A 20866-nucleotide genomic window follows, 5' to 3' on the forward strand; every position below is an offset into this window, starting at 1 on the left:
ACGTTTCTGGTCCAGCACTGGCTGGGCAACGAGGGCATGCCCCGCCGCTACGCCGACTACCTGCCCACCGACGGGTTCACCACCCTGAACACGATCTCCTCGATCGGCGCGTTCGTCCTGGGCGCCTCGGTGCTGCCGTTCATCTGGAACGTGTTCCGCTCCTACCGCTACGGCCGCCCGGTGACCGTGGACGACCCGTGGGGCTTCGGCAACTCCCTGGAATGGGCCACCTCCTGCCCGCCCCCGCGGCACAACTTCACCGAGCTGCCCCGCATCCGCTCCGAACGCCCCGCGTTCGAGCTGCACTACCCGCACCTGGTCGAACGGATGCGCACCGAGGCCCACTCCCGGCGCGGCTCGACCGGGGCGTAAACCGGCTATCGAGAATTCGAATCTATATCGTGATACGATATAAACGAATGGCGGCCACGCCCTGGCCGCAGACACCGCCGTGGGAGGTGACGTGTCGTGCTCAGCGACCGGGAACGGGCGGAGCTGAACGAGATCCAGCAACAACTGCACAGCGAGGACCCGGGCCTTGTCCGGTCCTTCGCCGCGCTCGAGCACCCGTCGACATGGGGTTCGGGCGAGCTGGTGTCGTGGACCTACACCATCCTGCTGATGCTTGCGTCGGTACTGGTCGTGGTCCTGCTGGCCATGGGGTTGCTACCCGTCGCCCTCGTCGTCATGGCCACCGGGGTCCTGATCTGGGAGGCGGGGCGCCGCTGCGGCCATTCCGCGCGCCGCGAGGAGTGACGAATCCGTGGCGGCCGATCGCTGCCGGAGAGGGAAGGATGAGCGGCATGGTCCCCAATTTTCCCGACCCGACATCGGATATCGCCGAGCGGGCCGCGAGCGTGCTCGGCCCGGAATCGGACCTCTTCGCGGAGCTGGACGCCGCCGGCCTCGGTGCCGCGCTGGCCGCCACGCTACGATCGAGCGTGGCTCAGCCCGGGGTGTCCGCGCGCGCCGCGGTCCGGCTCGCGACCGACCTCGCCCGGATACCGCTGGCTACGGCGACGAACTGGATCGGGAGACCCGTCGAACCGCCGGTGCCGGTCGATTCGAAGGACCGACGCTTCGCCGACCCGGCGTGGAGGACCAACCCGGCCTTCTACGCGATGCGGCTGGCCTACCTCTCGGTGTCCCGCTCCGCCCGGGATGTCGTCGGGTCGGCGTCATCGGACGCCGATACCGGACGTAAGGCCGCGCTGGCCCTCGACCTGCTGATCGACGCCCTCGCGCCGACCAACTTCCTCCCGACCAATCCGGCCGCGCTCAAACGCGCCTTCGACACGGGCGGGATGAGCCTGCTGCGGGGCGCCCGTAACTTCCTCGACGATCTGGCCCACAACCAGGGTCGGCCTCGGCAGGTCGACACCAGCGGGTTCGAGATCGGTCGCAATCTCGCGGCCACTCCGGCGAAAGTCGTGTACCGCAATGACCTGATGGAGCTGTTGCAGTACGAGCCGCAGACCGAGCAGGTGCACTCCGCACCGCTGCTGTGCAGTCCACCGTGGATCAACAAGTACTACATCATGGATCTGGCTCCGGATCGCAGCTTCATCGAATGGGCGGTCCGGCACGGCCGGACCGTCTTTGCGATCAGCTACAAGAACCCGTCGAAGGAGATGGCGGGTACCACGATGGACGACTATCTCGTTCGCGGCCCGCGGCAGGCCCTCGACGTGGTCGCGGAGATCACCGGAGCCGAGAAGATCGACATCGTCGGTCTGTGCCTCGGCGGCGCGCTCACCGCCATCACCGCCGCATATCTCACGCAGTCCGGCGACGACCGGATCGGCACCCTGACGCTGCTCAACACGATGCTGGACTACGCCCAGCCCGGTGTGCTCGGGGCGTTCACCGACCGGAGCACGATCGACCGGCTCGAACGTCGAATGCAGCGCGAGGGCGGGCTGGAGGGACGGTCCATGGCGGGCACGTTCGACGTGCTGCGCGCCAACGACTTGATCTTCAACTACGTGGTGTCGAACTGGCTGCTGGGCGAGGATCCGCCCGCCTTCGACATCCTGGCGTGGAACGCGGACAGCACCCGGATGCCGGCCGCGATGCACGCGTTCTACCTGCGCCATTTCTACCTCGAGAACCGGCTCGCTCTGGGCAGTCTCGAGATCGCAGGCAAGAAGATCGACCTGAGGGCGATCAAGGCGCCGACCTACGTCGTCAGCGCGATCAACGATCACATCGTGCCGTGGGAGTCGGCGTACAAGACCGTCGGCCTGGTGAGCGGGCCTGCCCGGTTCGTCCTCGGCAGCGGCGGACATATCGCCGGCATCGTCAGTCCCCCGGGGCCGAAGGCCTGGCATCAGGTCACCGAGACCGAGGAGGCGCTGTCCTCCACCGGGCAGGACTGGCGCAGCGGCGCCGAACGTCGCGCCGGCTCCTGGTGGGAGGATTGGGCGCGTTGGTCGGAGCAGACCTCGGGTCCGCTCGGGGCTCCGCCCCGGATGGGCAGCAAGACCTATCCGGTGCTCGGCGACGGGCCCGGCGACTACGTCCGGACCTGAGCAGGCCCACCGACGCCCCACCGGCCGCCGCGACGCAGGCGGCCGGTGCGGACGGGTCGCCTAGTAGCCGCGGGTGATCCACTCCTCCAGGTGCGGGGCCTCGGAACCGATGCTGGTCGGGTCGCCGTGGCCGGTACGCACCTCGGTGTCGCCGGGCAGGGTGAGCAGCTTCTCCCGGATCGAGTCGATGATCGTGTCGAACGACGAGTACGACCGGCCGGTGGCGCCGGGGCCGCCGTTGAACAGGGTGTCCCCGGTGAACACGACGCCGAGCTCGGGCGCGTAGAGGCAGGACGAGCCGGGGGAGTGCCCGGGGGTCTGCAGCACGCGCAGGTCGATCCCCCCGGCACGCAGCACGTCGCCGTCGGCGAGGTCGGTGTCCGGGCGGCGGTCGGGGTAGACCATCTCCCACAGCGGGGCCTCGGCCGGGTGCAGCAGGATCGGGGCGCCGAACCGGTCGGCCAGCGCGGTGGCCTGGTTGATGTGGTCGTCGTGGGCGTGGGTGCACACCACGGCCACCACCCGCCGGTCGGCCACCGCGGCGGCGATGGCCTCGGCGTCGTGGGCGGCGTCGATGACCAGCACCTCGCGCTCGTCACCGACGATCCACACGTTGTTGTCGACGTCCCAGGTGCCCCCGTCGAGGGAGAACGTGCCGGAGGTGACGACGTGGTCGATCGGGATCACAGGACCACCACCGAGCGCAGCACCTCGCCGCGTTCCATCCGGTGAAACGCCTCCTCCACCGCGTCGAGCCCGATCTCCTCGGAGACGAACCTGTCCAGCGGCAGCCGGCCCTGCAGGTACAGCTCGATCAGGGCCGGGAAGTCGCGGGCGGGCAGGCAGTCGCCGTACCAGGAGGACTTGGTCGCCCCGCCGCGCCCGAAGAGCTCGATCAGCGGCAGTTGCACGGTCATCTCCGGGGTGGGCACCCCGACCAGGACCGCGGTGCCGGCCAGGTCGCGGGCGTAGAAGGCCTGGGTGAAGGTCTCGGGCCGGCCGACCGCGTCGACCACGACGTCGGCGCCGTGCCCACCGGTCAACTCGCGGATCGCGGCGACCGGGTCGGTCTCGCCGGCGTTGACGGTGTGGGTGGCGCCGAACCCGGTGGCCCACTCCAGCTTGGTCGGGTCCACATCGACGGCGATGATCGTGCTCGCGCCGGCCAGCGCCGCCCCGGCGATCGCCGCGTCGCCCACCCCGCCGCAGCCGATCACCGCGATCGACTCCCCGCGGCCGATGCCGCCGGTGTTGATCGCCGCGCCCAGCCCGGCCATCACCCCGCAGCCGAGCAGGCCCGCGGCCTGCGGCCGGGCCGCCGGGTTGACCTTGGTGCACTGCCCGGCGTGCACCAGGGTCTTCTCGGCGAACGCGCCGATGCCCAGCGCCGGGGACAGCTCCCGCCCCGAGGCCAAGGTCATCTTCTGGGCGGCGTTGTGGGTGGCGAAGCAGTACCACGGCTTGCCCTTGGCGCAGGCGCGGCACTGCCCGCAGACCGCCCGCCAGTTCAGCACGACGTAGTCCCCGGGCGCCACCTGGGTCACCCCGTCCCCGACCGCCTCCACGATCCCGGCGGCCTCGTGCCCGAGCAGGAACGGGAACTCGTCGGTGATCCCGCCCTCCCGGTAGTGCAGATCGGTGTGGCACACCCCGCAGGCCTGCACCCGCACCACGGCCTCACCCGGGCCCGGGTCCGGAACCACGATCGTCTCCACCGACACCGGCTCACCCTTGCCGTGCGCGACCACCGCGCGAACCTCATGCGGCATGACTCGTGACTCCCTCGTCTCTCTCGCCGCGCCGCCTCATCGCGACGGCCGCGCGTCCCATTATGGGAGGGTCATCGACCTTCTGGCCGACTGGCGGTCGGGCGGACCTCGATCCAGCCGCCCGCGATCCGCACCTCGAGAACGGGCTGCGGGAACGTGGCTGGCCCCCGAACCACAGCGCCGTCCCGAAGACGGAACTTTGAATCATGCCACGGACACGTGACGATCCCGTCGCAGACCTTGCCGAGCGACAGCGGCCCGCTGCCGTGGCTGCACGCATCCTCGATCGCGGAGATCCGATCGTCCTCGGGCGACCGGTAGAGCAGGACCTTCCGCCCGTCCACCTCGGCGACCGCGGTACTGCCCGGCAGGAGCGCGGACTCCTCCACCGCCCGCTGCCACTGCGGCGTGACCACCGGCCACACGGTGTGGTCGACCATATGACCGCGGCCGAGGACGAGATGACCGCCGAAGAACGCGCCACCCACGGTGATCACGAAGCTGACCGCGGCCAGGATCCCCGCGGCCATGGGCGAACCGAGGAAGTACGCGACCGGCGAGGCGATCTGGACGAGCGTCGCCATGGACATGAGGATCCCGTGCAGCGTGCCCATCCGCCGGTCGTGACCGTCGGTCACCAGGAGATCGGCGACTCCGGTCGCGATCGTCGGGACCGCCGACGCGATACCGGCCAGGCTGAGCAGGACCGCCGGCCACGTCTGTCCGAAGACGTAGAGCAGCACGGAGGCGCCCCACAGCCCGATCGGCAGGTCGGACAGCGCGGGGTGCAGTGCATGGCCCAGCCATCTGCCGTGCAGCAGGTCGAGCACGCCACGCGGGGCCAGCTTCGCGCGGATCGGAGTCCCGATCTTCACCGTCCAGTCGGCCGCCCGCTGCAGCCAGGGCATCGAGTCGAACCGGCCGAGGATCCGGGAATGCGGCGACGAAGCCACCTCGACGGGCTCGATCCGGATGCCGGGCTCGGGCTCGGCCACCGCCATCGGCTTGACCGACACCAGCACCTTGCCGTCCTCGACGCGCACTCCGAAGGTGGGGGTCGGCTTGTCGGCCGGGGGACCGAGCACACAGCCGTTGCGGAGGTCGAAGGCGCTGTAGTGCAGCGGGCAGTACACGACGTTCTCCACGATCGCCCCGTTGTCGAGGAAGGCGTGCTCGTGGGTGCAGATGCTGCTGATCGCGTAGTAGCTGCCCGCGACCCGGGCCAGCATGACCCGCTGGTCGTCGATCTCGAAGACCAGCTTCTCGCCGTCCGCCAGCTCGTTCTCGGCGCAGACCTCGACGAACTCGACGGTGTCGCCCCCCGCGTCACCTGCCAGTTCCGGTGCCACCATGGCTGTGCCCCTCTCTCCGCCCGTGCGTCCGGCTCGGCTTGTCAGCCGCGTGTCGCCGGTGCCCGCCCGTCCGCTTCAACGAGGTCGTAGAACTTGTTGCGTTCCTCTTCCTTCATGAACACCGTGTGCTCGGGGCCGGGGTACACGCGTTCCCGGACCTCGTCACGGTAGTCGCGGAAGACCTTCTCGAACACCGGAATGATGTCGAAGTAGACCTTCGAATGCCGCGGGGTGTGCTCCTCGTACATGTGGAACAGGTCGCTGGTGATGATGTGCACGCCGTCGGCCCGGTTGCCGGCGCCCAGCGAGATGACCGGAACCGGGAGGGTCTCGGCCAGATAGGCGGCGACCTCGTCGGTCACGACCTCGCACAGGATCGAGAAGCAGCCGGCGTCGACCATGGCCCAGGCGTCATCGACGAGCTCCTTGGCCCGGTCGGCGGTCTTGCCCTGAGCCCGGAACCCGCCGATCTGCGGGATGCGCATCGGCGTCACGCCGATATGGCCCTGCACCGGGATACCCGCCTTGACGATGGCCTCGATATTGGCCGCGTGGTGCTGGTTGCCCTCGCACTTCATGACCTCGGCGCCGCCCTCGGACACGAACCGGCCGGCGTTGTCGACGGCCTGCTCCGGGGAGACGTGGAAGCTCCAGAACGGCATGTCGACCATGCGCAGCCCGTACTTCGAGCCCCGGGCCACCGCCTTGGTCATACTCATCACCTCGTCGAACGTGACCGAGGTGGTGGTGGGGTGACCGAAGAGGATCATGCCACCGGTATCCGAGACACACAGAATGTCGACCCCGCCGATCCGGTCGGCGATGACCGCCGAGCGATAGTCGTAGATCGCCATCTGAACGATCGGGTCGCCGGTTCGCCGCTTCTCGTCGAGCACCGGGATCGTGATCTTCTTGAGCTTCTGCCGAATCTCTTCGGTGGCCATCTCGTGTTGCTCCCGTTCGAGTCGTCGGTGACGGTGGGTCGGCAGGCCGTCGTCCGCCCCGGCCCGGGCGTGCGGGTCGATGCGGGGCGGCCTGCCGACGACAGGTCGTGCGGTCGGCCCGCGATCACGCCGAAGCGGCGGCAGCGCCCGGCGGCTCGAGCTCCACGGTGATCTGGTCGCCCTCCTCGCGGGTGGCGAACGTCTGGAGGCATCGGGTCTCGTCGAACACGGTCGCACCGGTCCTGATGTCGTACTCATAGCCGTGCCATGGACACTTGATGATCTCGCGGTCGGCGTCCATCGCGTACCGGCCGACGTCGTCGGTGGTGAGCGTGTGATCGTAGAGCCGGCCCTGGTCGAGCGGGCCGCCCTGGTGCAGGCATTTCGCGGCGAGGGCGTGCAATGAGCCGTCCTTCGCCCGGATGACCACGACCCGGATGGGGCCCAGCTGCGCACCTGTCATCTGGCCGGGGCCGAGGTCGTCCTTGTGACACACAACTTGTTTCACGGCGTATTCCCTATGTCGATGGCGGTTACGGGCTGAATCCGAGCTCTACCGGGGTTTGAGGGCGGGCATCTTGGGGTAGAGGTTCTGGGCGTTCTGATAGAAGATCTTGCGCTGCAGCGATTCGGGGAGTCCGGCCGGCAGTGCCTCCACGGGGGAGTCGAAGTCCCAGTGCGGGTAGTCGGTGGAGAAGCAGAACAGGTCCTCCGAGCCGACCGCATCGATCATCGCCAGGAACTGCTTTGCGCTCATCTCCTCGGTCGGCTGGGTGGCGAAGCGGAAATGCTCGCGGATGATGTCGCTGGGCATCCGCTTCACCCAGGGCACCTCCGAGCGCAGCTCCTTGTACTGCTGGTCGGCCCGTGACATCAGGTGCGGCACATAGGTGGTACCGCCCTCGATCATGATGACCTTCAGCTCGGGGTACTTGTCGAACACGCCGTTGAAGATCAGGCTGACCATCTCGGACATGAACACCTGTGGGACCAGGGTGTGCCATTCGATGAAGTAGCGGTGGAAGCCGAGCGCGGTCGGCGAGTTCTCGCTGTGGTGCATCCCGACCGGCAGGTTGTTCCGCACGGCCGCCTCGAAGATCGGGTGGTAGTAGGGGTCGCCGAAGGCCTTGTCCCCGAAGTAGAGCACCACCTGCATCATCTTCGGGTGCGAACCGATCCGGTCGATCTCGCGCGCGGCGCCGACCGGATCGTGGGCGTTGACGTGTACCGACCCCAGCAGCCGCGGCTCCCGTTCCACCCACGTCTCCAGCTGCCAGTCGTTGTAGGCCGACATCAGCGCGGTCTTGAACTCGCTCCAGCCCGGGTGCAACGCCGAGGCGTCCAGCCACCCGGTGAGCACCGCGTAGTCGATGTCGTACTCATCCAGGAGCTGGGACCGCAGCAGTGAAAGGTCCGACCCCCCGGGCCGCCCGTCCGGCAGCTTCGCGTCCTGCCGGTCCAGCCCCCCGGTCGCGAACTGTGCGAACGGCAACAACCGCTCCGGTTGCCACCCGAAATCGGTGATGTACTTGCGCCACTCCGGGGCCAGATACGGCAACAATGCGTGCATCTCGGCCCGCTCGTGCACATCGGTGTCAATAATGTTCAACGCGGTCGATTGCGCTTGCGCTACCAGCGGGCGAGCCCGGACAACCGTCGCCATCTGCTATGCTCCTCGATTCCGTCGTCAGCTGGCCATGCCTCAATCCTGTGCCGGACATTCCGCACATGATTCGGCGCTCTGCTCCGGATCATGTGAGATCGGGAGCCGCGCCAGGGCGTCGCCGTACCATTTGAGGGACCGTTTCCCTTGTCCCGGTACGGTGCCAGCGCGTTGTCCGAGCCGGTAGTGGGCCATGTCCAATGGCGTCATAACCGGCCGGCATCTCCCGCTGGCGGGTCGCGGTGGCCCGTGGGCTGCTGTGCCTGCTCAGAACAGGAAACGATCCTGGATCGAGGCGACGTAGATGGTCAGGCAATCCACCGCCGCCTGCACCCGAGCCAGCGCAAGTGACTGCTTGCGAGCGACCAGCCAGAACGTGAGCCGGACCGACACGTCGTCGGCGAGGACCCGTTCGAGTTCCGGGTGCTCGATCGCCAGGTACTTGGGCAGCAACCCGATGCCGCCGCCGGCCTTGACGAAGCTGACCTGGCCGAAGATGCTCGAACTGCGCATCGCGCGACGCCGGGAGATGACGCTGGCATCGAACACGTCGAGTTCGGGGATGTCGAGCAACGAGTCGATGTACCAGGCCAGGGAATGGTTCTCGAGATCCTCGCGCTGCCGGACCGGCGGATGCGTCTCGAGATACCGGCGCGTCGCGTACAGGCCGAGCGAGTAGTCGGTCAGCGGCATGACGGCGAGACGCTGGCTCGGTAATCGCTGCACGGTGATCGCGACGTCGTAGTCCTTCGATGTGACGTCGAACCTGCGCAGCGCCGTCGTCAGCTCGATCTCCAGACGCGGGTGGGCTCGTCGCAGCTCGACGAGAGCCTCGGCGATCACCGTGCTCCCGATGCCGTCGGTGGAGGCGATGCGGATGGTCCCGCCGAGGCTCACGCTGCGTGGGCTCACCGCGAGCTGGTCCACGCCGTGCAGCGCTGACTCGATCTTCTCGGCGTGGGCGATCAGCCGCTCGCCGTCGTCGGTCAGGAGACAGCCGCGGGTGGTGCGGTCCACCAGCCGGCGCCCGAGCGCCTTCTCCAGCGCCGCGACCCGTCGCGAGACCGTGGTGTGTTCGACGCCCAGCCGTTGCGCCGCATCCGCCATCCGTCCGGTCCGGGCGAGCGCGAGAAGGTAGAGCAGGTCATCGGCGCGTACTCGGCTCATCGTCCTCGCATTCCCTGCGCGTCGTCGAGCGGGGCCGCAGCGGGTCGCTCAACGATGGGACGGCCGAGCGTAGGCCACGGCGCGATGCCTGGGGCCTGGCGGTTCGGCTGCCGCTTGTTCCGTATTTACGGGTACCGAGTGATTGGTTAGGCTAACCTCGGTAGTCAGTCGTGACCGCGCGATTGTGCCGGTACGACCCGCCTGACATGGCTTTGTGCAGAATTGCACGCGGAGCGTGCCGAACTGGCGGCTCGACGCCTCTTCCATGCAAGGTGTGACGATGTTTGTCTGAACGCAGCATCTGGACGATGTCGGCATCGTCACAGTCGCACGCTAGCTGCGGCGGATGGCGGCCCGTCCAGGTGGCCGATGCCGATGTCGTGAGCCAGCTCGGGAGGGTACGTCATGGCACTGCACCCCGCCGCACCTCAACTCGCAGACCTCGACCTGCTGCTTTCGGTGAACCGCCTGGGGAGTCTCGGGAAGGCGGCCAAGGAGCACGGTGTCTCCCAGCCCGCGGCGAGCGTCCGCATCCGGGCCATGGAGCGCAGGCTCGGCTTGCGGCTGCTCGAACGGTCCCCGTCCGGCTCGCAGTTCACCCCGGCCGGTATCGCGCTGGCCAAATGGGCCCAGAGCGCGGTCGATGCCGTCTCCCAGCTCATGGAGTGCAGTGCCATCCTGACCGATCGAGGATCCGGTTCGCTGCGCATTTCCGCCTGCCTCACGACGGCCGAGTACCTCGTCCCCCGCTGGGTGACGGGGCTGCGTGCGCAACTGTCGGACGTCTCGGTCTGTGTGCAGGCCAATGACGCCCGGACCGTCCTCGAGAACGCTAGGTCCGGCAAGATCGACCTGGGCTTCGTGGGGATCCGCGGCCGCCATCCTGACCTGCACCAGCGGGTCGTCGGCCATGACGAGCTGGTGGTGGTGGTCTCCCCGGATCATCCGTGGGCGCACCGCCAGGTGCCGTTGAGCCCCGCCGAGCTCGCGGTCGGCCGGCTCGTGCTGCGCGAGCAGGGCTCGGGGACCCGCCAGGTTCTGCGGCAGGGGCTCGGGGAGCTGTGGCGGGACAGCGCCTACATCGAGTTCCCGTCGACCACCGCGATCAAGGAGGCGGTCGCCGAGGGTGCGGGCGCCGGCGTGCTCAGCAGGCTGGCCACGGCGCGAGAGATCGACGAGGGCAGGCTGGTCCGGGTCCCGGTGGCCGGCATCAAGCTGACCCGCAGACTGTGGGCGGTGTGGGACAAGCGCTCCGAACTGGGGGCGCCGGCCAGGGCGCTGCTCGAGCTCGCCGCGCGCGAGCAGCGTGCCGCGGCCAGGCCGGGCCCGGGTGGCCATTCCGATCCCGTGCCGTCCGGTGGCAAGGTGGTACCGATGCCGATGCCGATGCCGATGCCGATTCCGCCGCGGCCGATCGCCATGGCCGCCGGGTCCGAGTTCTGAAGCCGACGGGGCGAGGGCCCGGCATCTCGCCCCTGGCGCCGGTCACGCCCGCAGCGAGGTGATCAGGCCGGCCACGCCGGATACCCCGATGATGCCGACGAGCGCCATGCGGAACGCCGCGGCGGACAGTCGCCGGGCCGCGCAGGTCCCGAGCAGCGCCCCGAGGGCGGCCGCGGGAAGCAGCCACAGACCGCCCAGGACGAGGTCGGCCATGGCCGTCCCCGTGACCGCCGCCGACACCAGCGCGAGCACGTAGCTGACCAGGTTGAAGACGACGAGCGCGGCGCGCCCGTCCGCGGTCGGCCACCGCTGGATCGAGACGAGCAGTGCGGGCGGCAGGCCGCCCAGGCTGGTGCTCCCGTTGAGGAAACCTCCGAACAGCCCGGCGACCGCCACCGCCGCGGGCTCGCGCCGGATCGGTCCCGGCAGCCCGACGAGGCTGGTCGCCGCGACCAGGAGCGCCAGCACCGCGATGCTCTGCATCAGCATCCGGGCCGGCAGGACCATGAGCACCGCGATACCGACCGGGGTGCCCAGGACCCCGCCCACCAGCAGCGGCCAGCACCGCGGAAGCCGCAGGTCATGCCGGCTCTGCACGGCGATGCCGAGGCTCAGCACCGCGCCGAGAAACAGCGAGAGCACCACCACCTGCTGCGGTTGCGGAGCGATGAGCACGATCAGCGGCGTGAAGACGGCGGCGAATCCCAGTCCGGTGACGCCCTGCACGAAACCTGCGATGATCGTCACGGCCACGGCGGCCAGCCCGATCGCGGGTGAGGATCCGAGCAGCAGATCCAGCACGTCCATCGGAAATCTCCCACTCTCCGCTCCCGGCGCCGGGGCGGGTCGTGCCGCCGCGCCACGTCCGGTAGGCCCCGGCGCGAACAGCCTCGCGTCCCGCGTCTCAGGTCAGCACGCCGGTCTCCTCCAGCTCCTTCTTCGCGGTCTCCGGCCCGAGGACGTACCCGACGATGGTCAGGAGCCACAGACCCGCCATGGCAAGGTACGGGATCGACGGCCCGTATGCGGAGATCGCCCATCCGATCACGAACGGCGCTGCGATCGACACCACCCGCCCACCGCCGACGGAGATCGCGAAGCCGGTCCCGCGGATCTCGGTGGGGAAAAGCTCTGAGATGTAGGTGTCCCCGATCGACCAGAGCCAGCCCAGCAGGCCGATCGTCAGCGCGCCGAAGATGACATAGGTCGAGAAGTCCTCACTGGTCGCGCCCAGCACCGTGAAGGTCATCATCATGAGCGCGCCGGCGATCGCCGTCGGCCGCCGTCCGAACAGGTCGGCCAGCCCGGCTCCGACATAGCACAGAACGAACTGGACGACGTAGAAGATCATCGCCCACATGATCGCCTCGGTTGGGCTGGCGCCGAACTTCTCGACCATGTACGTGGTCAGGAAGACCGTCATTCCCCAGTAGCCGAAGGCGTTCGCGCTGTAGATCAGCCAGCCGAGGTAGATGCGCTTGCGGGCCGCCGGGATCGCCCAGATCTTCATCTTCTTCGGCGCCCCCGCGCTCGCGGCGTTCACCCTGGCCTGCGCCTTCGCGACCGTGAACCGCGCCGACTCCTGGAGGGACTTGCGGAAGGCGAAGAGCAGCAGCGCGGGCACGATCGCCACGACGAACGTCAGTTCCCAGCCCCAACGCGGTACGACGACGAGCGCCGTCGCGGCGGCCAGGATGTAGCCGGCCGAGTACAGCGAGAACATGATGCCGCCGGTCCCGATGCAGCGGGCCTTCGCCGGGAACATCTCCGCGGTGTAGGGGGCGCCGACGGCGAGCTCACCGGCACCTCCGACGCCGGTCAGAAAGCGGAGGCCGGTGAAGAGATAGAGGTTCGAGGTGAGCCCGGCCAGCGACGTCGAGATGCCGTAGACCAGGATCGAGATGCCGAGCGTGTCCTTCCGGCCGTATCGGTCCGCCGCGATGCCGAACCCGATGGTCCCCACCGTGTAGCCGACGAGGAAGATCGAACCGATGATCCCCATCACGGTGAGGCTCACGTCGAGACTTGCCTGGATCCCGGGCAGGACCAGGCCGTAGATGTTGACCGCGTAGGAGTCGAACCCGTAGCCCAGTCCCGCCGCCAGCGCGACGAGAATGGACTGCTTCAATGGCACCTTGGGCGAGGTGGTGGTGCCTTTGATCGTCGAGGCCACTGGCGTTTTATCGGTCGTCATGCGGTGAACCTCTCTGTTCACGTGGAACGCTACTGAAATTCCCTCGCATCGGTCGGATATGTGCGGGTCAGGGCGGCCTTCGTCGCCACTCGCTCGAAGTGGTGGGCCGGAGCGATGGACGGCATTCCCGGGCAGCGAGCTATGGCAGCGGTGGCTCCGCCCACGCATCGCCCGCTCATCCGGTGCCATCCTGGTACCGGGAGCACACGGTGGGATACTGAGGAATCCGATGACGAGCCGAAGACCGCGGGCGGCCGGGCCGGTCGGAGGGTGGGGTCATCCGCCGGGTCGATACGGTGCCAGCGAATGTGACCGAATCGCTAGTGCCACGTATCGGATGAGGTCATAACGCAGACGGTATGACCCCGGACCGCCGCGTTCCGGGGCCTGCGGATCAGAGGTGCCCGCCGCCCGACGGGCCGAACAGGCGCCGGTGCTGCGAGCTCGAGCTCACAGCCGCCGGGTCCGCGGCGCCGGCGGCGAGCTTGGTGCGCCAGCTCCGGCCAAGTTCCGGGCAGGAGGCCAGCGCCGCCTTCTCCTCGCTGTCGTCGCCGTAGTGCACGCGGTTCGCGCGCAGCACCGTCCAGTCGGGATGGGGTCGGCGCAGCAGCCGCACGGCCTGACCACTGTGGATCAACCCGGGCTGCAGCACCCGCAGGTACCAGCCCGTGTGACCGGTCCGCTGAAACCGGACGGCCAGGTCCTTGATCGCCCATCGGCGGGCCAGCTTCCAGCACGGGCCGCGCGGCTGGGACACCTGGACGACGCTGCCGCCGACCTCCCATACATCGCCGATGCAGACCTCGGCCTCGGTGATGCGATCGACCGAGAAGTTCTCCCCGAACGCACCCGCGCCCAGCGGGCCGACGTCGAGCTCGCGCTCCCACTCGGCGAGCCGCAGCAGGGGATAGACGCATACCGCCTTGTCCGGCCCGCCGTGCACCCGCAGGTCGGCCTGCTCATCGCCGGCCAGTCCGTCGAACCCGAGCGCGACAGGCCCCTTGGCCGGGTCCTTGAGGAACGCGCTGTGCCAGCTCCGCCCCTGCTCGTCCGTCAGCTCGCGCGGCCTGCCCACCCGCACGGCCCGGACCGTGGCGAGCTCGATCGGCGGGGTCATCGATGCATCCCCGCCAGCTCGGTCCGGCTGGCGGCGACCACCAGGAGCGCCGTCGCCGGCGAACCGTCCGCGGCGCCGAGGCGGTGCGCCCGTCCCGCGTCGAAATGCGCGACATCCCCCGCGGCGAGCAGCTCCCGGTCGTCGTCGAGGTCCAGCCACAGCAGGCCGGACAGGGCATACAGCCATTCCTCCCCGGGATGGCGGGCGAAACCGGCTCGCTCCCGGTCCGGGTGGACCGTGACGCGCAGGGCCTGGATCAGCGGGGACGGCAGCGCTGCGGTCAGGGACGCGCAGCTCATCCCGTCGCCCGCGACTACGCGGACCTCGGCGCCGCGCAGGACCGCGGCCGGATCGGCCGCGTGCGGCGAGTCGTCGCCGAGCAGCCTCGCGACGGGTACAGCGTAGGCGTCGGCCAGCTGGAGGAGTGCCGAGACGGACGGCAGGCGGGCCCCGGATTCCAGGCGCGAGAGATGCGCGGCGGACAGCCCGCAGCGGGCGGCCGCCTGATGCAACGTCCAGCCGCGACGGGCGCGTGCCGCGTGCAGTCGGTCGGGCACCACGGTGAGCCGCTGTTCGGTGCTGGTCACCCTCATCCCCGCCTTGCCTTCACGACAACGTCACTTTGTCTCATCGGCAAGGAGTTGTGCAAGTCGTGCGGCGCGACACGACGGTGACGGGTAGCGTCCGAGGTGGCGGCCCGCCGCGTGGAGGTGATAGCAGTCACGCATGACGGCATTATCGGTGCTCCACTAGCTGATCGTCCGTTCAGATGGCATTCTTCAGGCGCGTCACACCGCCCGCCCGGTAAATTCGTGGAACGCTGGACCTGGTGCTTCATGTGGGATCTGATCCATATTTTTCAGTCGTGCACCGCGGACGGCGTGAAAGCTTTGCGCATCGACCAGTCCTGGGTGGGCGGACGCCGTTCGAGGGATCGTTGGCCCCATGCATGAGGAGTCTCCAGAATGGCAGTACCGAGCAATCTCGACATCGCCCAGAAGGCGTCGCTGAAGCCTATCGAGGACGTGGCCGGCGCCATGGGCCTGGGTAGCCACCTCCTCGAGCCCTACGGCCGGAACGTCATGAAGATCAGCCTGGACGCGATCGAGGAGCTCGCGGACCGGCCCCGAGCCAAGTACGTCGTGGTCAGCGCGATCACCCCGACCCCGCTGGGGGAAGGCAAGACCACCACGACCGTCGGGCTGGGGCAGGGACTCACCCGCATCGGCAAGCCCGCGGTCGTCGCGATCCGGCAGGCCTCGATGGGACCGGCGCTGGGGATCAAGGGCGGTGCGGCCGGCGGCGGATATAGCCAGGTTCTGCCGATGGAGAAGCTGAACCTGCACCTGACCGGCGATATGCACGCGGTGACCGCCGCGCACAACCAGCTCGCCGCGATGGTGGACAGCCACCTGTTCCACGGCAACCAGCTCGGCCTGGACCCGGACAACATCACCTGGCGCCGGGTGCTGGACGTCAACGACCGCGCGCTGCGCAACATCGTCATCGGGCTGGGCGGTCGCGCCGACGGCGTCACCCGCCAGACCGGCTTCGACATCACCGCTGCGTCGGAGGTCATGGCCACGCTGGCGCTGACCACCGGCCTCGACGACCTGCGGAGCCGCCTCGGCCGGATCGTCGTCGGCTACACCCACGACGGTGAGCCGGTGACCGCCGAAGCGCTGCGGGCCGCCGGCGTGATGACCGTCCTGCTCAGGGAGGCGATCAAGCCGAACCTGCTGCAGACGTGTGAGAACACCCCGGCGCTGGTGCACTGCGGACCGTTCGGCAACATCGCCACCGGCAACTCCTCGGTGGTGGCCGACCTGATCGCGTTGCACGCGGGCGAGTTCGTCGTCACCGAGGCCGGGTTCGGCGCGGACATGGGCGCGGAGCGGTTCTTCAACATCAAGTGCCGGACCTCGGGCCAGGCCCCGGACGCCGGGGTCGTCGTCGCGACCGTCCGCGCGCTCAAGGCGCACTCCGGCAAGTACCGCATCGTGGCGGGCCGTCCGCTGCCTCCGGAGCTGTTCGACGAGAACCCCGACGACGTCGCCACGGGCGCGGCGAACCTGCGCAAGCAAATCGACAACATGCGGCTGCACGGCGTCTCGCCGGTGGTGGCGATCAACGCCTTCCCCACCGACCACCGGTCGGAGTACCGGGTGATCGAGGAGATCGCGGCCGAGATGGGCGCTCGCTGTGCGGTATCCACGCACTTCGCCGAGGGTGGCGCGGGCGCGGCCGAGCTGGCCGAGGCTGTCGCCGAGGCGGCCGCCGAGCCGTCGCAGTTCCGGCTGCTCTACCCGGACGAGGCCACCCTGCCGGAGAAGATCGAGACGATCGCCACCAAGGTGTACGGCGCGGACGGGGTGACCTACTCGCCGCAGGCGAAGGCGTCGCTGGAGACCTATCGCAAGGCGGGATTCGGCCAGCTGCCCATCTGCATGGCCAAGACCCACCTCTCGCTCTCGTCGGACCCGACGCTGAAGGGCGCACCCACCGGCTGGACGCTGCCGGTCCGCGAGGTGCGGGCCTCGGTCGGCGCGGGCTTCGTCTACCCGATCTGTGGCGAGATGCGGACCATGCCGGGCCTCGGTTCCGACCCCGCCGCCGCTCACATCGACATCGACGAGCACGGGCAGACCGTCGGCCTGTTCTGATCCGGCTGCCGGGTCTGCGATGTCGCGCCGGACGCCCGCATCTCGAGGAGGTCGAGGACCATCAACGCGCGCGTGATCGACGGTCGATCGTATGCCGATGACCTGTACGAGCAGGTGGCCGACGCTGTGCAGCGGCTCGGGGTACGGGACGTCCGGCCCGGCCTCGCGACCGTGATCGTCGGTGACAGCTATCCCGCACATGCCTACGAACGCCGGGTGCGAAGGCTGGCCACCCGGCTGGGGTGTCACTACGTGCAGGAGCTGCTGGCGGCCGACGTCGAGGAGGCGGACGCGGTCGCCGCGGTCGGGAAGCTCGCGGCCGACCCGCGGATTTCCGGCATCCTGATCCTGCGCCCACTCCCGCCCCAGGTCAGCGAGGCGACCCTGTACCGCGTGCTGGACCCCGGCAAGGACATCGAGGCCGTCCATCCGGTCAACTCCGGCCTGCTCGCGCTGCGGCGGCCCCGGTTCGTGCCCTCCACCCCGGCCGCGGTGTTCCACATGCTCGACCGCTACCTCATCGAGTCCGGCCGCGACCCCGCGCAGACCTACGCCGCGAGCACGCTCGTCGTCATCGGGCGGTCGGCGAGCGTCGGAACCCCCGCGGTCCTGCTCGGCCTGGAACGCAACGCCACTGTGCTCAGCTGCGACGAGCACAGCCACCGGGCGGGGCTGCTCTACGACTGCACCAGGCGGGCTGACATCCTCATCGTGGCCGCCGGGGTGCCCGGGCTGGTGACCGGTGAACATGTCAAGGAGGGTGTGATCGCGATCGACGTCGGCATCAACGCCGTCACCGACCCGGTGGACGGCACGCTCCGGCTGGTCGGCGACCTCGACTTCGTGAGTGTGGCGGCGAGAGCCGAGGCCGTCTCGCCGGTCCCGGGCGGAGTCGGGCCGATCACCGACATCTGGCTGCTCGCCAACACGCTGCGGGCCGCCTGGCTCGAGGGCACACCGTCGCGGGACGGTTCGCTCGACGACTCCGTGGGTATCGACCGGTTCGGCCTTCGCGCCCCCGTGCCGGGCGGCGAACCGGTCTCGATGGCAACGCCATGACCAACTCTTCCAGCTTTTCCAGGGGTCGGCGATGACTGCAAAAGTGATAGACGGGACGTCGTTGGCCCGCCGGGTACGCGACGAAGTCGCCGCCGGGGTGGCCGCCATGGCGGAGACCACCGGGATGACGCCGGGGCTGGCGACCGTGCTCATCGGCGCCGACCCCGCTTCGGAGGTCTACGTGCGCAACAAGCGCCGGGCCTGCGTCGCGGCCGGGATGCGCGATCTGCACCGGCAGCTGCCCGCCGAGGCGAGCCAGGCGCAGGTCACCGACCTGATCGACGAGCTCGCCGCCGCCGACGAGGTCTCCGGGATCCTGGTGCAGCTGCCCGCCCCGGCGCAGCTGGACGCCGAGGCCATCCTCGCCCGCATCCCGCCCGCCAAGGACGTCGACGGCCTGACCATCGCCAACGCCGGGCTGCTCGCCCAGGGCCGTCCCGGCCTGCGCCCGTGCACCCCGTCGGGGGTCATCCGGCTGCTCGACGAGTACGCGGTGGCGCTGGAGGGCGCGCAGGCCGTCGTCGTCGGGCGGTCGGTGCTGGTGGGCAAGCCGATGGCGCAGCTACTGCTGGAGCGCAACGCGACCGTGACCGTCTGCCATTCGCGGACCAGAGACCTCGCCGGGATCTGCCGGAGCGCCGACGTGCTCGTGGTCGCGGCCGGTGTCCCGGGCATCATCGACGGCGACGCCGTCCGCCCGGGCGCGACCGTCATCGACGTGGGTATCCATCGCGGCGAGCGCGGCCTGCGCGGCGACGTCGACTACGACAAGGCGGCGGAGGTCGCGGGCCTGATCACCCCGGTCCCCGGCGGGGTCGGGCCGATGACGATCGCGATGCTGCTGGTCAACACGCTGGCCGCAGCCCGCGCCCGGCACGGTGCCGACCAGCCGTAGTTCGCCGGCGCAGATCGTCGGCACTGGGCCATGGGCCCGGTTCGACGACCTGCGCGCGGGCGGCGGGCTGCGCTTCGCACGGCCGTCGCGGGTGCTGGTCGCCGAGCGGCCCGCCGAGATCCTCGACGTGCTCGCCGAGGTGGAGCGGGCCACCGCCGCGGGGTCGTGGGCGTTCGGCTACCTCGCCTACGAGGCGGCGGGCGCGCTCGACCCGGCGCTGCCGAGCCGGCCCGCGCCCGAGGGACTGCCGCTGGCCTGGTTCGGCCTGGGCGCCGCACCGGTATCGGTGCCGCCCATCGCGCAGGGCGCCGCGGGCCGTTACCGCGCACAACCGTGGCGCCCCGCGTGGACCCCGCAGCAGCACGCCCGGGCGGTCGGCGCGGTCCGGGCGAAGATCGCCGCGGGTGAGACCTACCAGTGCAACCTGACCGTCCGCCTGCACTCCCGGGTCGAGGGCGACCTCACCGGCCTGTACGCGGATCTGGCGCCGGCCCAGGGCGGATCGCATAATGCCTATCTCGACCTGGGCCGATGGGTGATCGCCAGCGCCAGCCCCGAGCTGTTCTTCGAGATCGCCGGGGACCGGCTGCTGATGCGGCCGATGAAGGGCACCGCCCGCCGCGGACGCTCGCCCGCGCAGGACCACGCCCTCGGCGAGGCGCTCCGGACGAGCCCGAAGGAGCGGGCCGAGAACGTCATGATCGTGGACCTGATGCGCAACGACGCCGCCCGCGTCGCCGAGACCGGCAGCGTCTCGGTGCCCGCGCTGTGCCGGCTGGAGCGATACCCGACGGTGCTCCAGCTGACCTCCGACGTCACCGCGCGGTTGCGGCCCGAGGTCGGCCTGATCGACGTCCTGCGGGCGCTGTTCCCCTGCGGGTCGATCACCGGCGCCCCCAAGCGGCGCACGATGCAGCTGATCGACGAGCTGGAGCCCGAGCCCCGTGGAGTCTACTGTGGAGCGGTCGGGGTGGTCGGCCCGCCGGACGCGCCGATACGGGCCCGGTTCAGCGTGGCCATCCGGACCGTCGTCGCCGACCGGGCCGCCGGCGGCGCCGCCGTCTACGGGACCGGCGGTGGTATCACCTGGAGCTCCGACCCCGCCGCCGAACACGCCGAACTGCTCGCCAAGGCGGCGATCCTCGACGGCTGTACCGGAGACGTCGAGCTGATCAGCCGGCCCGGTTGATCCGCTCGGCGTGGGTGTAGACGTTCATGGTGCCGGCGCGGAGGAACCCGACCAGTGTCACCCCGGACTCCTCGGCCAGTTCCACGGCCAGCGACGACGGCGCGGACACGGCGGCCAGCACCGGCACCCCGGCCATCACCGCCTTCTGGGTCAGCTCGAACGACGCCCGCCCGGACACCAGGAGCACGGTCCGCCCGGCCGGCACGCGGTCGTTCAGCAGCGCCCAGCCCAGCACCTTGTCCACGGCGTTGTGCCTGCCGACGTCCTCGCGGGCGACGAGCAGCTCGCCTGTGCCGGTGAACAGTCCCGCGGCATGCAGCCCGCCGGTGCTGTCGAACACCCGCTGGGCGGTGCGCAACGCGGTGGGCAGGCCGGCCAGGGTCGAGCAGGCCACCTCGAGCGGATCGGCGGCGGGGGAGAACCGGGTCTTGAGCCGGACGGCGTCCAGCGAGGCCTTCCCGCACACCCCGCACGAGGAGGTCGTGTAGAAGCTGCGCTCCAGCGAGGCGTCGGGTGGTTCGACCCCCGGGGCGAGGGCCACGTCGAGAACGTTGTAGGTGTTACGCCCTTCGGTGTCCACCGAGTCGCAGTATCGGGCGACGGCGACGTCCCGGGCCGCGCCGAGGACCCCCTCGGTGAGCAGGAAGCCGTGCGCCAGCTCGACGTCGTGGCCCGGTGTCCGCATGGTGACCGACAGCGGCCGCCCGCCGACCCTGATCTCCAGAGGTTCCTCGGCGGCGAGGCTGTCGAGCCTGCGACGCTCTCCCTCCGGGCCGAGGCGCAGCACCGGCCGGCGGCTGGTCAAGCGACCCATCGCTTCGCTCCTCTGTCGCGTCGTGATGCGGACGGTGCCGGTTACCCGGCTCCGCTGTGGGAGTGT

General features: G+C 69.9%; 19 protein-coding genes and 1 pseudogene. 8 read left to right on the plus strand and 12 right to left on the minus strand.

Features of this window, described 5'->3' with window-relative positions; all coding sequences use genetic code 11:
• The 3 genes and pseudogenes from G567_RS34960 to G567_RS0123065 form a co-directional block, all read left to right on the plus strand.
• Positions 1–372: pseudogene (locus G567_RS34960) on the plus strand (cytochrome ubiquinol oxidase subunit I); the annotation flags it as partial.
• 96 nt (positions 373–468) lie between these two features.
• Positions 469–756 (plus strand): DUF3040 domain-containing protein, encoded by a 288-nt coding sequence (locus G567_RS0123060; RefSeq protein ID WP_028931812.1) that lies wholly within the window; start codon positions 469–471, stop codon positions 754–756.
• A 47-nt stretch (positions 757–803) separates the two neighbouring features.
• A complete protein-coding gene (locus G567_RS0123065) occupies positions 804–2531 on the plus strand; it encodes a PHA/PHB synthase family protein (RefSeq protein ID WP_028931813.1) in 1728 nt (575 codons plus the stop codon).
• Positions 2532–2591: 60 nt separating this feature from the next.
• Here the strand turns inward: G567_RS0123065 and G567_RS0123070 are convergent, their stop codons facing one another.
• The 7 genes from G567_RS0123070 to G567_RS30855 form a co-directional block, all read right to left on the minus strand.
• A complete protein-coding gene (locus G567_RS0123070) occupies positions 2592–3218 on the minus strand; it encodes an MBL fold metallo-hydrolase (RefSeq protein WP_028931814.1) in 627 nt (208 codons plus the stop codon).
• Positions 3215–4300 carry an S-(hydroxymethyl)mycothiol dehydrogenase gene (locus tag G567_RS0123075; protein ID WP_028931815.1) on the minus strand — a complete coding sequence of 362 codons (1086 nt, stop codon included), beginning with the start codon at positions 4298–4300 and terminating at the stop codon, positions 3215–3217. The genes G567_RS0123070 and G567_RS0123075 overlap by 4 nt, the downstream gene beginning before the upstream one ends.
• A gap of 71 nt (positions 4301–4371) precedes the next feature.
• Entirely contained in the window at positions 4372–5652 is a 1281-nt protein-coding gene (locus G567_RS30840) for a Rieske 2Fe-2S domain-containing protein (RefSeq protein ID WP_051233453.1), read from the minus strand.
• Between the two features lie 41 nt (positions 5653–5693).
• Positions 5694–6596 carry a 3-methyl-2-oxobutanoate hydroxymethyltransferase gene (gene panB / locus G567_RS30845; RefSeq protein ID WP_051233454.1) on the minus strand — a complete coding sequence of 301 codons (903 nt, stop codon included), beginning with the start codon at positions 6594–6596 and terminating at the stop codon, positions 5694–5696.
• 124 nt (positions 6597–6720) lie between these two features.
• Complete coding sequence (locus G567_RS30850; protein ID WP_147201239.1) at positions 6721–7104, minus strand: Rieske (2Fe-2S) protein; 384 nt, start codon at positions 7102–7104, stop codon at positions 6721–6723.
• 45 nt (positions 7105–7149) lie between these two features.
• Positions 7150–8205, minus strand: a complete 1056-nt coding sequence (locus G567_RS0123095) for an amidohydrolase family protein (protein ID WP_028931816.1) — start codon at positions 8203–8205, stop codon at positions 7150–7152.
• A gap of 321 nt (positions 8206–8526) precedes the next feature.
• Positions 8527–9426: a LysR family transcriptional regulator gene (locus G567_RS30855; protein ID WP_051233457.1), complete on the minus strand. Its 900-nt coding sequence runs from the start codon at positions 9424–9426 to the stop codon at positions 8527–8529.
• A gap of 405 nt (positions 9427–9831) precedes the next feature.
• Between G567_RS30855 and G567_RS30860 the strand changes: the two genes are divergently transcribed.
• Positions 9832–10869, plus strand: a complete 1038-nt coding sequence (locus tag G567_RS30860) for a LysR family transcriptional regulator (protein ID WP_051233458.1) — start codon at positions 9832–9834, stop codon at positions 10867–10869.
• A 42-nt stretch (positions 10870–10911) separates the two neighbouring features.
• Here the strand turns inward: G567_RS30860 and G567_RS0123110 are convergent, their stop codons facing one another.
• The 4 genes from G567_RS0123110 to G567_RS30865 all read right to left on the minus strand — a co-directional run bounded on the left by G567_RS0123110 (position 10912) and on the right by G567_RS30865 (position 14767).
• A complete protein-coding gene (locus G567_RS0123110; protein WP_051233459.1) occupies positions 10912–11676 on the minus strand; it encodes a sulfite exporter TauE/SafE family protein in 765 nt (254 codons plus the stop codon).
• A 97-nt stretch (positions 11677–11773) separates the two neighbouring features.
• The gene (locus tag G567_RS0123115; protein ID WP_084796386.1) at positions 11774–13063 is read right to left on the minus strand and encodes an MFS transporter; all 1290 of its coding nucleotides are present in this window, start codon (positions 13061–13063) and stop codon (positions 11774–11776) included.
• A gap of 394 nt (positions 13064–13457) precedes the next feature.
• Positions 13458–14180 (minus strand): MOSC domain-containing protein, encoded by a 723-nt coding sequence (locus G567_RS0123120; RefSeq protein ID WP_037057930.1) that lies wholly within the window; start codon positions 14178–14180, stop codon positions 13458–13460.
• On the minus strand, positions 14177–14767 hold the full coding sequence (locus G567_RS30865) for a helix-turn-helix domain-containing protein (RefSeq protein ID WP_161631744.1): 591 nt from the start codon (positions 14765–14767) through the stop codon (positions 14177–14179). Before G567_RS30865 ends, G567_RS0123120 begins: the two co-directional genes overlap by 4 nt.
• Positions 14768–15145: 378 nt before the next feature.
• On the opposite strand from G567_RS30865, the gene G567_RS0123130 reads away from it, so the two are divergent.
• The 4 genes from G567_RS0123130 (at position 15146) to pabB (ending at position 19986) form a co-directional block, all read left to right on the plus strand.
• Entirely contained in the window at positions 15146–16843 is a 1698-nt protein-coding gene (locus G567_RS0123130) for a formate--tetrahydrofolate ligase (RefSeq protein ID WP_028931820.1), read from the plus strand.
• A gap of 72 nt (positions 16844–16915) precedes the next feature.
• A complete protein-coding gene (locus G567_RS30870; RefSeq protein WP_051233461.1) occupies positions 16916–17902 on the plus strand; it encodes a bifunctional 5,10-methylenetetrahydrofolate dehydrogenase/5,10-methenyltetrahydrofolate cyclohydrolase in 987 nt (328 codons plus the stop codon).
• 31 nt (positions 17903–17933) lie between these two features.
• Positions 17934–18797, plus strand: coding sequence for a bifunctional methylenetetrahydrofolate dehydrogenase/methenyltetrahydrofolate cyclohydrolase FolD (gene folD, locus G567_RS0123140; protein ID WP_028931821.1), 864 nt, complete (start codon positions 17934–17936; stop codon positions 18795–18797).
• Positions 18781–19986 carry an aminodeoxychorismate synthase component I gene (pabB, locus tag G567_RS30875; protein ID WP_211224040.1) on the plus strand — a complete coding sequence of 402 codons (1206 nt, stop codon included), beginning with the start codon at positions 18781–18783 and terminating at the stop codon, positions 19984–19986. Before folD ends, pabB begins: the two co-directional genes overlap by 17 nt.
• Here the strand turns inward: pabB and fdhD are convergent.
• On the minus strand, positions 19970–20800 hold the full coding sequence (fdhD, locus tag G567_RS0123150; protein ID WP_028931822.1) for a formate dehydrogenase accessory sulfurtransferase FdhD: 831 nt from the start codon (positions 20798–20800) through the stop codon (positions 19970–19972). The two genes, pabB and fdhD, sit on opposite strands and share 17 nt — an antisense overlap.
• Positions 20801–20866: the final 66 nt, after the last annotated feature.

Origin of the sequence: Pseudonocardia asaccharolytica DSM 44247 = NBRC 16224, from assembly GCF_000423625.1 — a bacterium.
GTDB lineage: Bacteria > Actinomycetota > Actinomycetes > Mycobacteriales > Pseudonocardiaceae > Pseudonocardia > Pseudonocardia asaccharolytica.

What these genes read in the sequence shown, in the direction of transcription:
- G567_RS0123065 (WP_028931813.1), top strand. Translation starts at nt 804, where the DNA reads ATGGTCCCCAATTTTCCCGACCCGACATCGGATATCGCCGAGCGGGCC.
- G567_RS0123075 (WP_028931815.1), bottom strand. Translation starts at nt 4,300, where the DNA reads ATGCCGCATGAGGTTCGCGCGGTGGTCGCGCACGGCAAGGGTGAGCCG.
- G567_RS30840 (WP_051233453.1), bottom strand. Translation starts at nt 5,652, where the DNA reads ATGGTGGCACCGGAACTGGCAGGTGACGCGGGGGGCGACACCGTCGAG.
- panB (WP_051233454.1), bottom strand. Translation starts at nt 6,596, where the DNA reads ATGGCCACCGAAGAGATTCGGCAGAAGCTCAAGAAGATCACGATCCCG.
- G567_RS30855 (WP_051233457.1), bottom strand. Translation starts at nt 9,426, where the DNA reads ATGAGCCGAGTACGCGCCGATGACCTGCTCTACCTTCTCGCGCTCGCC.
- G567_RS30860 (WP_051233458.1), top strand. Translation starts at nt 9,832, where the DNA reads ATGGCACTGCACCCCGCCGCACCTCAACTCGCAGACCTCGACCTGCTG.
- G567_RS0123110 (WP_051233459.1), bottom strand. Translation starts at nt 11,676, where the DNA reads ATGGACGTGCTGGATCTGCTGCTCGGATCCTCACCCGCGATCGGGCTG.
- G567_RS0123115 (WP_084796386.1), bottom strand. Translation starts at nt 13,063, where the DNA reads ATGACGACCGATAAAACGCCAGTGGCCTCGACGATCAAAGGCACCACC.
- G567_RS0123120 (WP_037057930.1), bottom strand. Translation starts at nt 14,180, where the DNA reads ATGACCCCGCCGATCGAGCTCGCCACGGTCCGGGCCGTGCGGGTGGGC.
- G567_RS0123130 (WP_028931820.1), top strand. Translation starts at nt 15,146, where the DNA reads ATGGCAGTACCGAGCAATCTCGACATCGCCCAGAAGGCGTCGCTGAAG.
- folD (WP_028931821.1), top strand. Translation starts at nt 17,934, where the DNA reads ATGACTGCAAAAGTGATAGACGGGACGTCGTTGGCCCGCCGGGTACGC.
- fdhD (WP_028931822.1), bottom strand. Translation starts at nt 20,800, where the DNA reads ATGGGTCGCTTGACCAGCCGCCGGCCGGTGCTGCGCCTCGGCCCGGAG.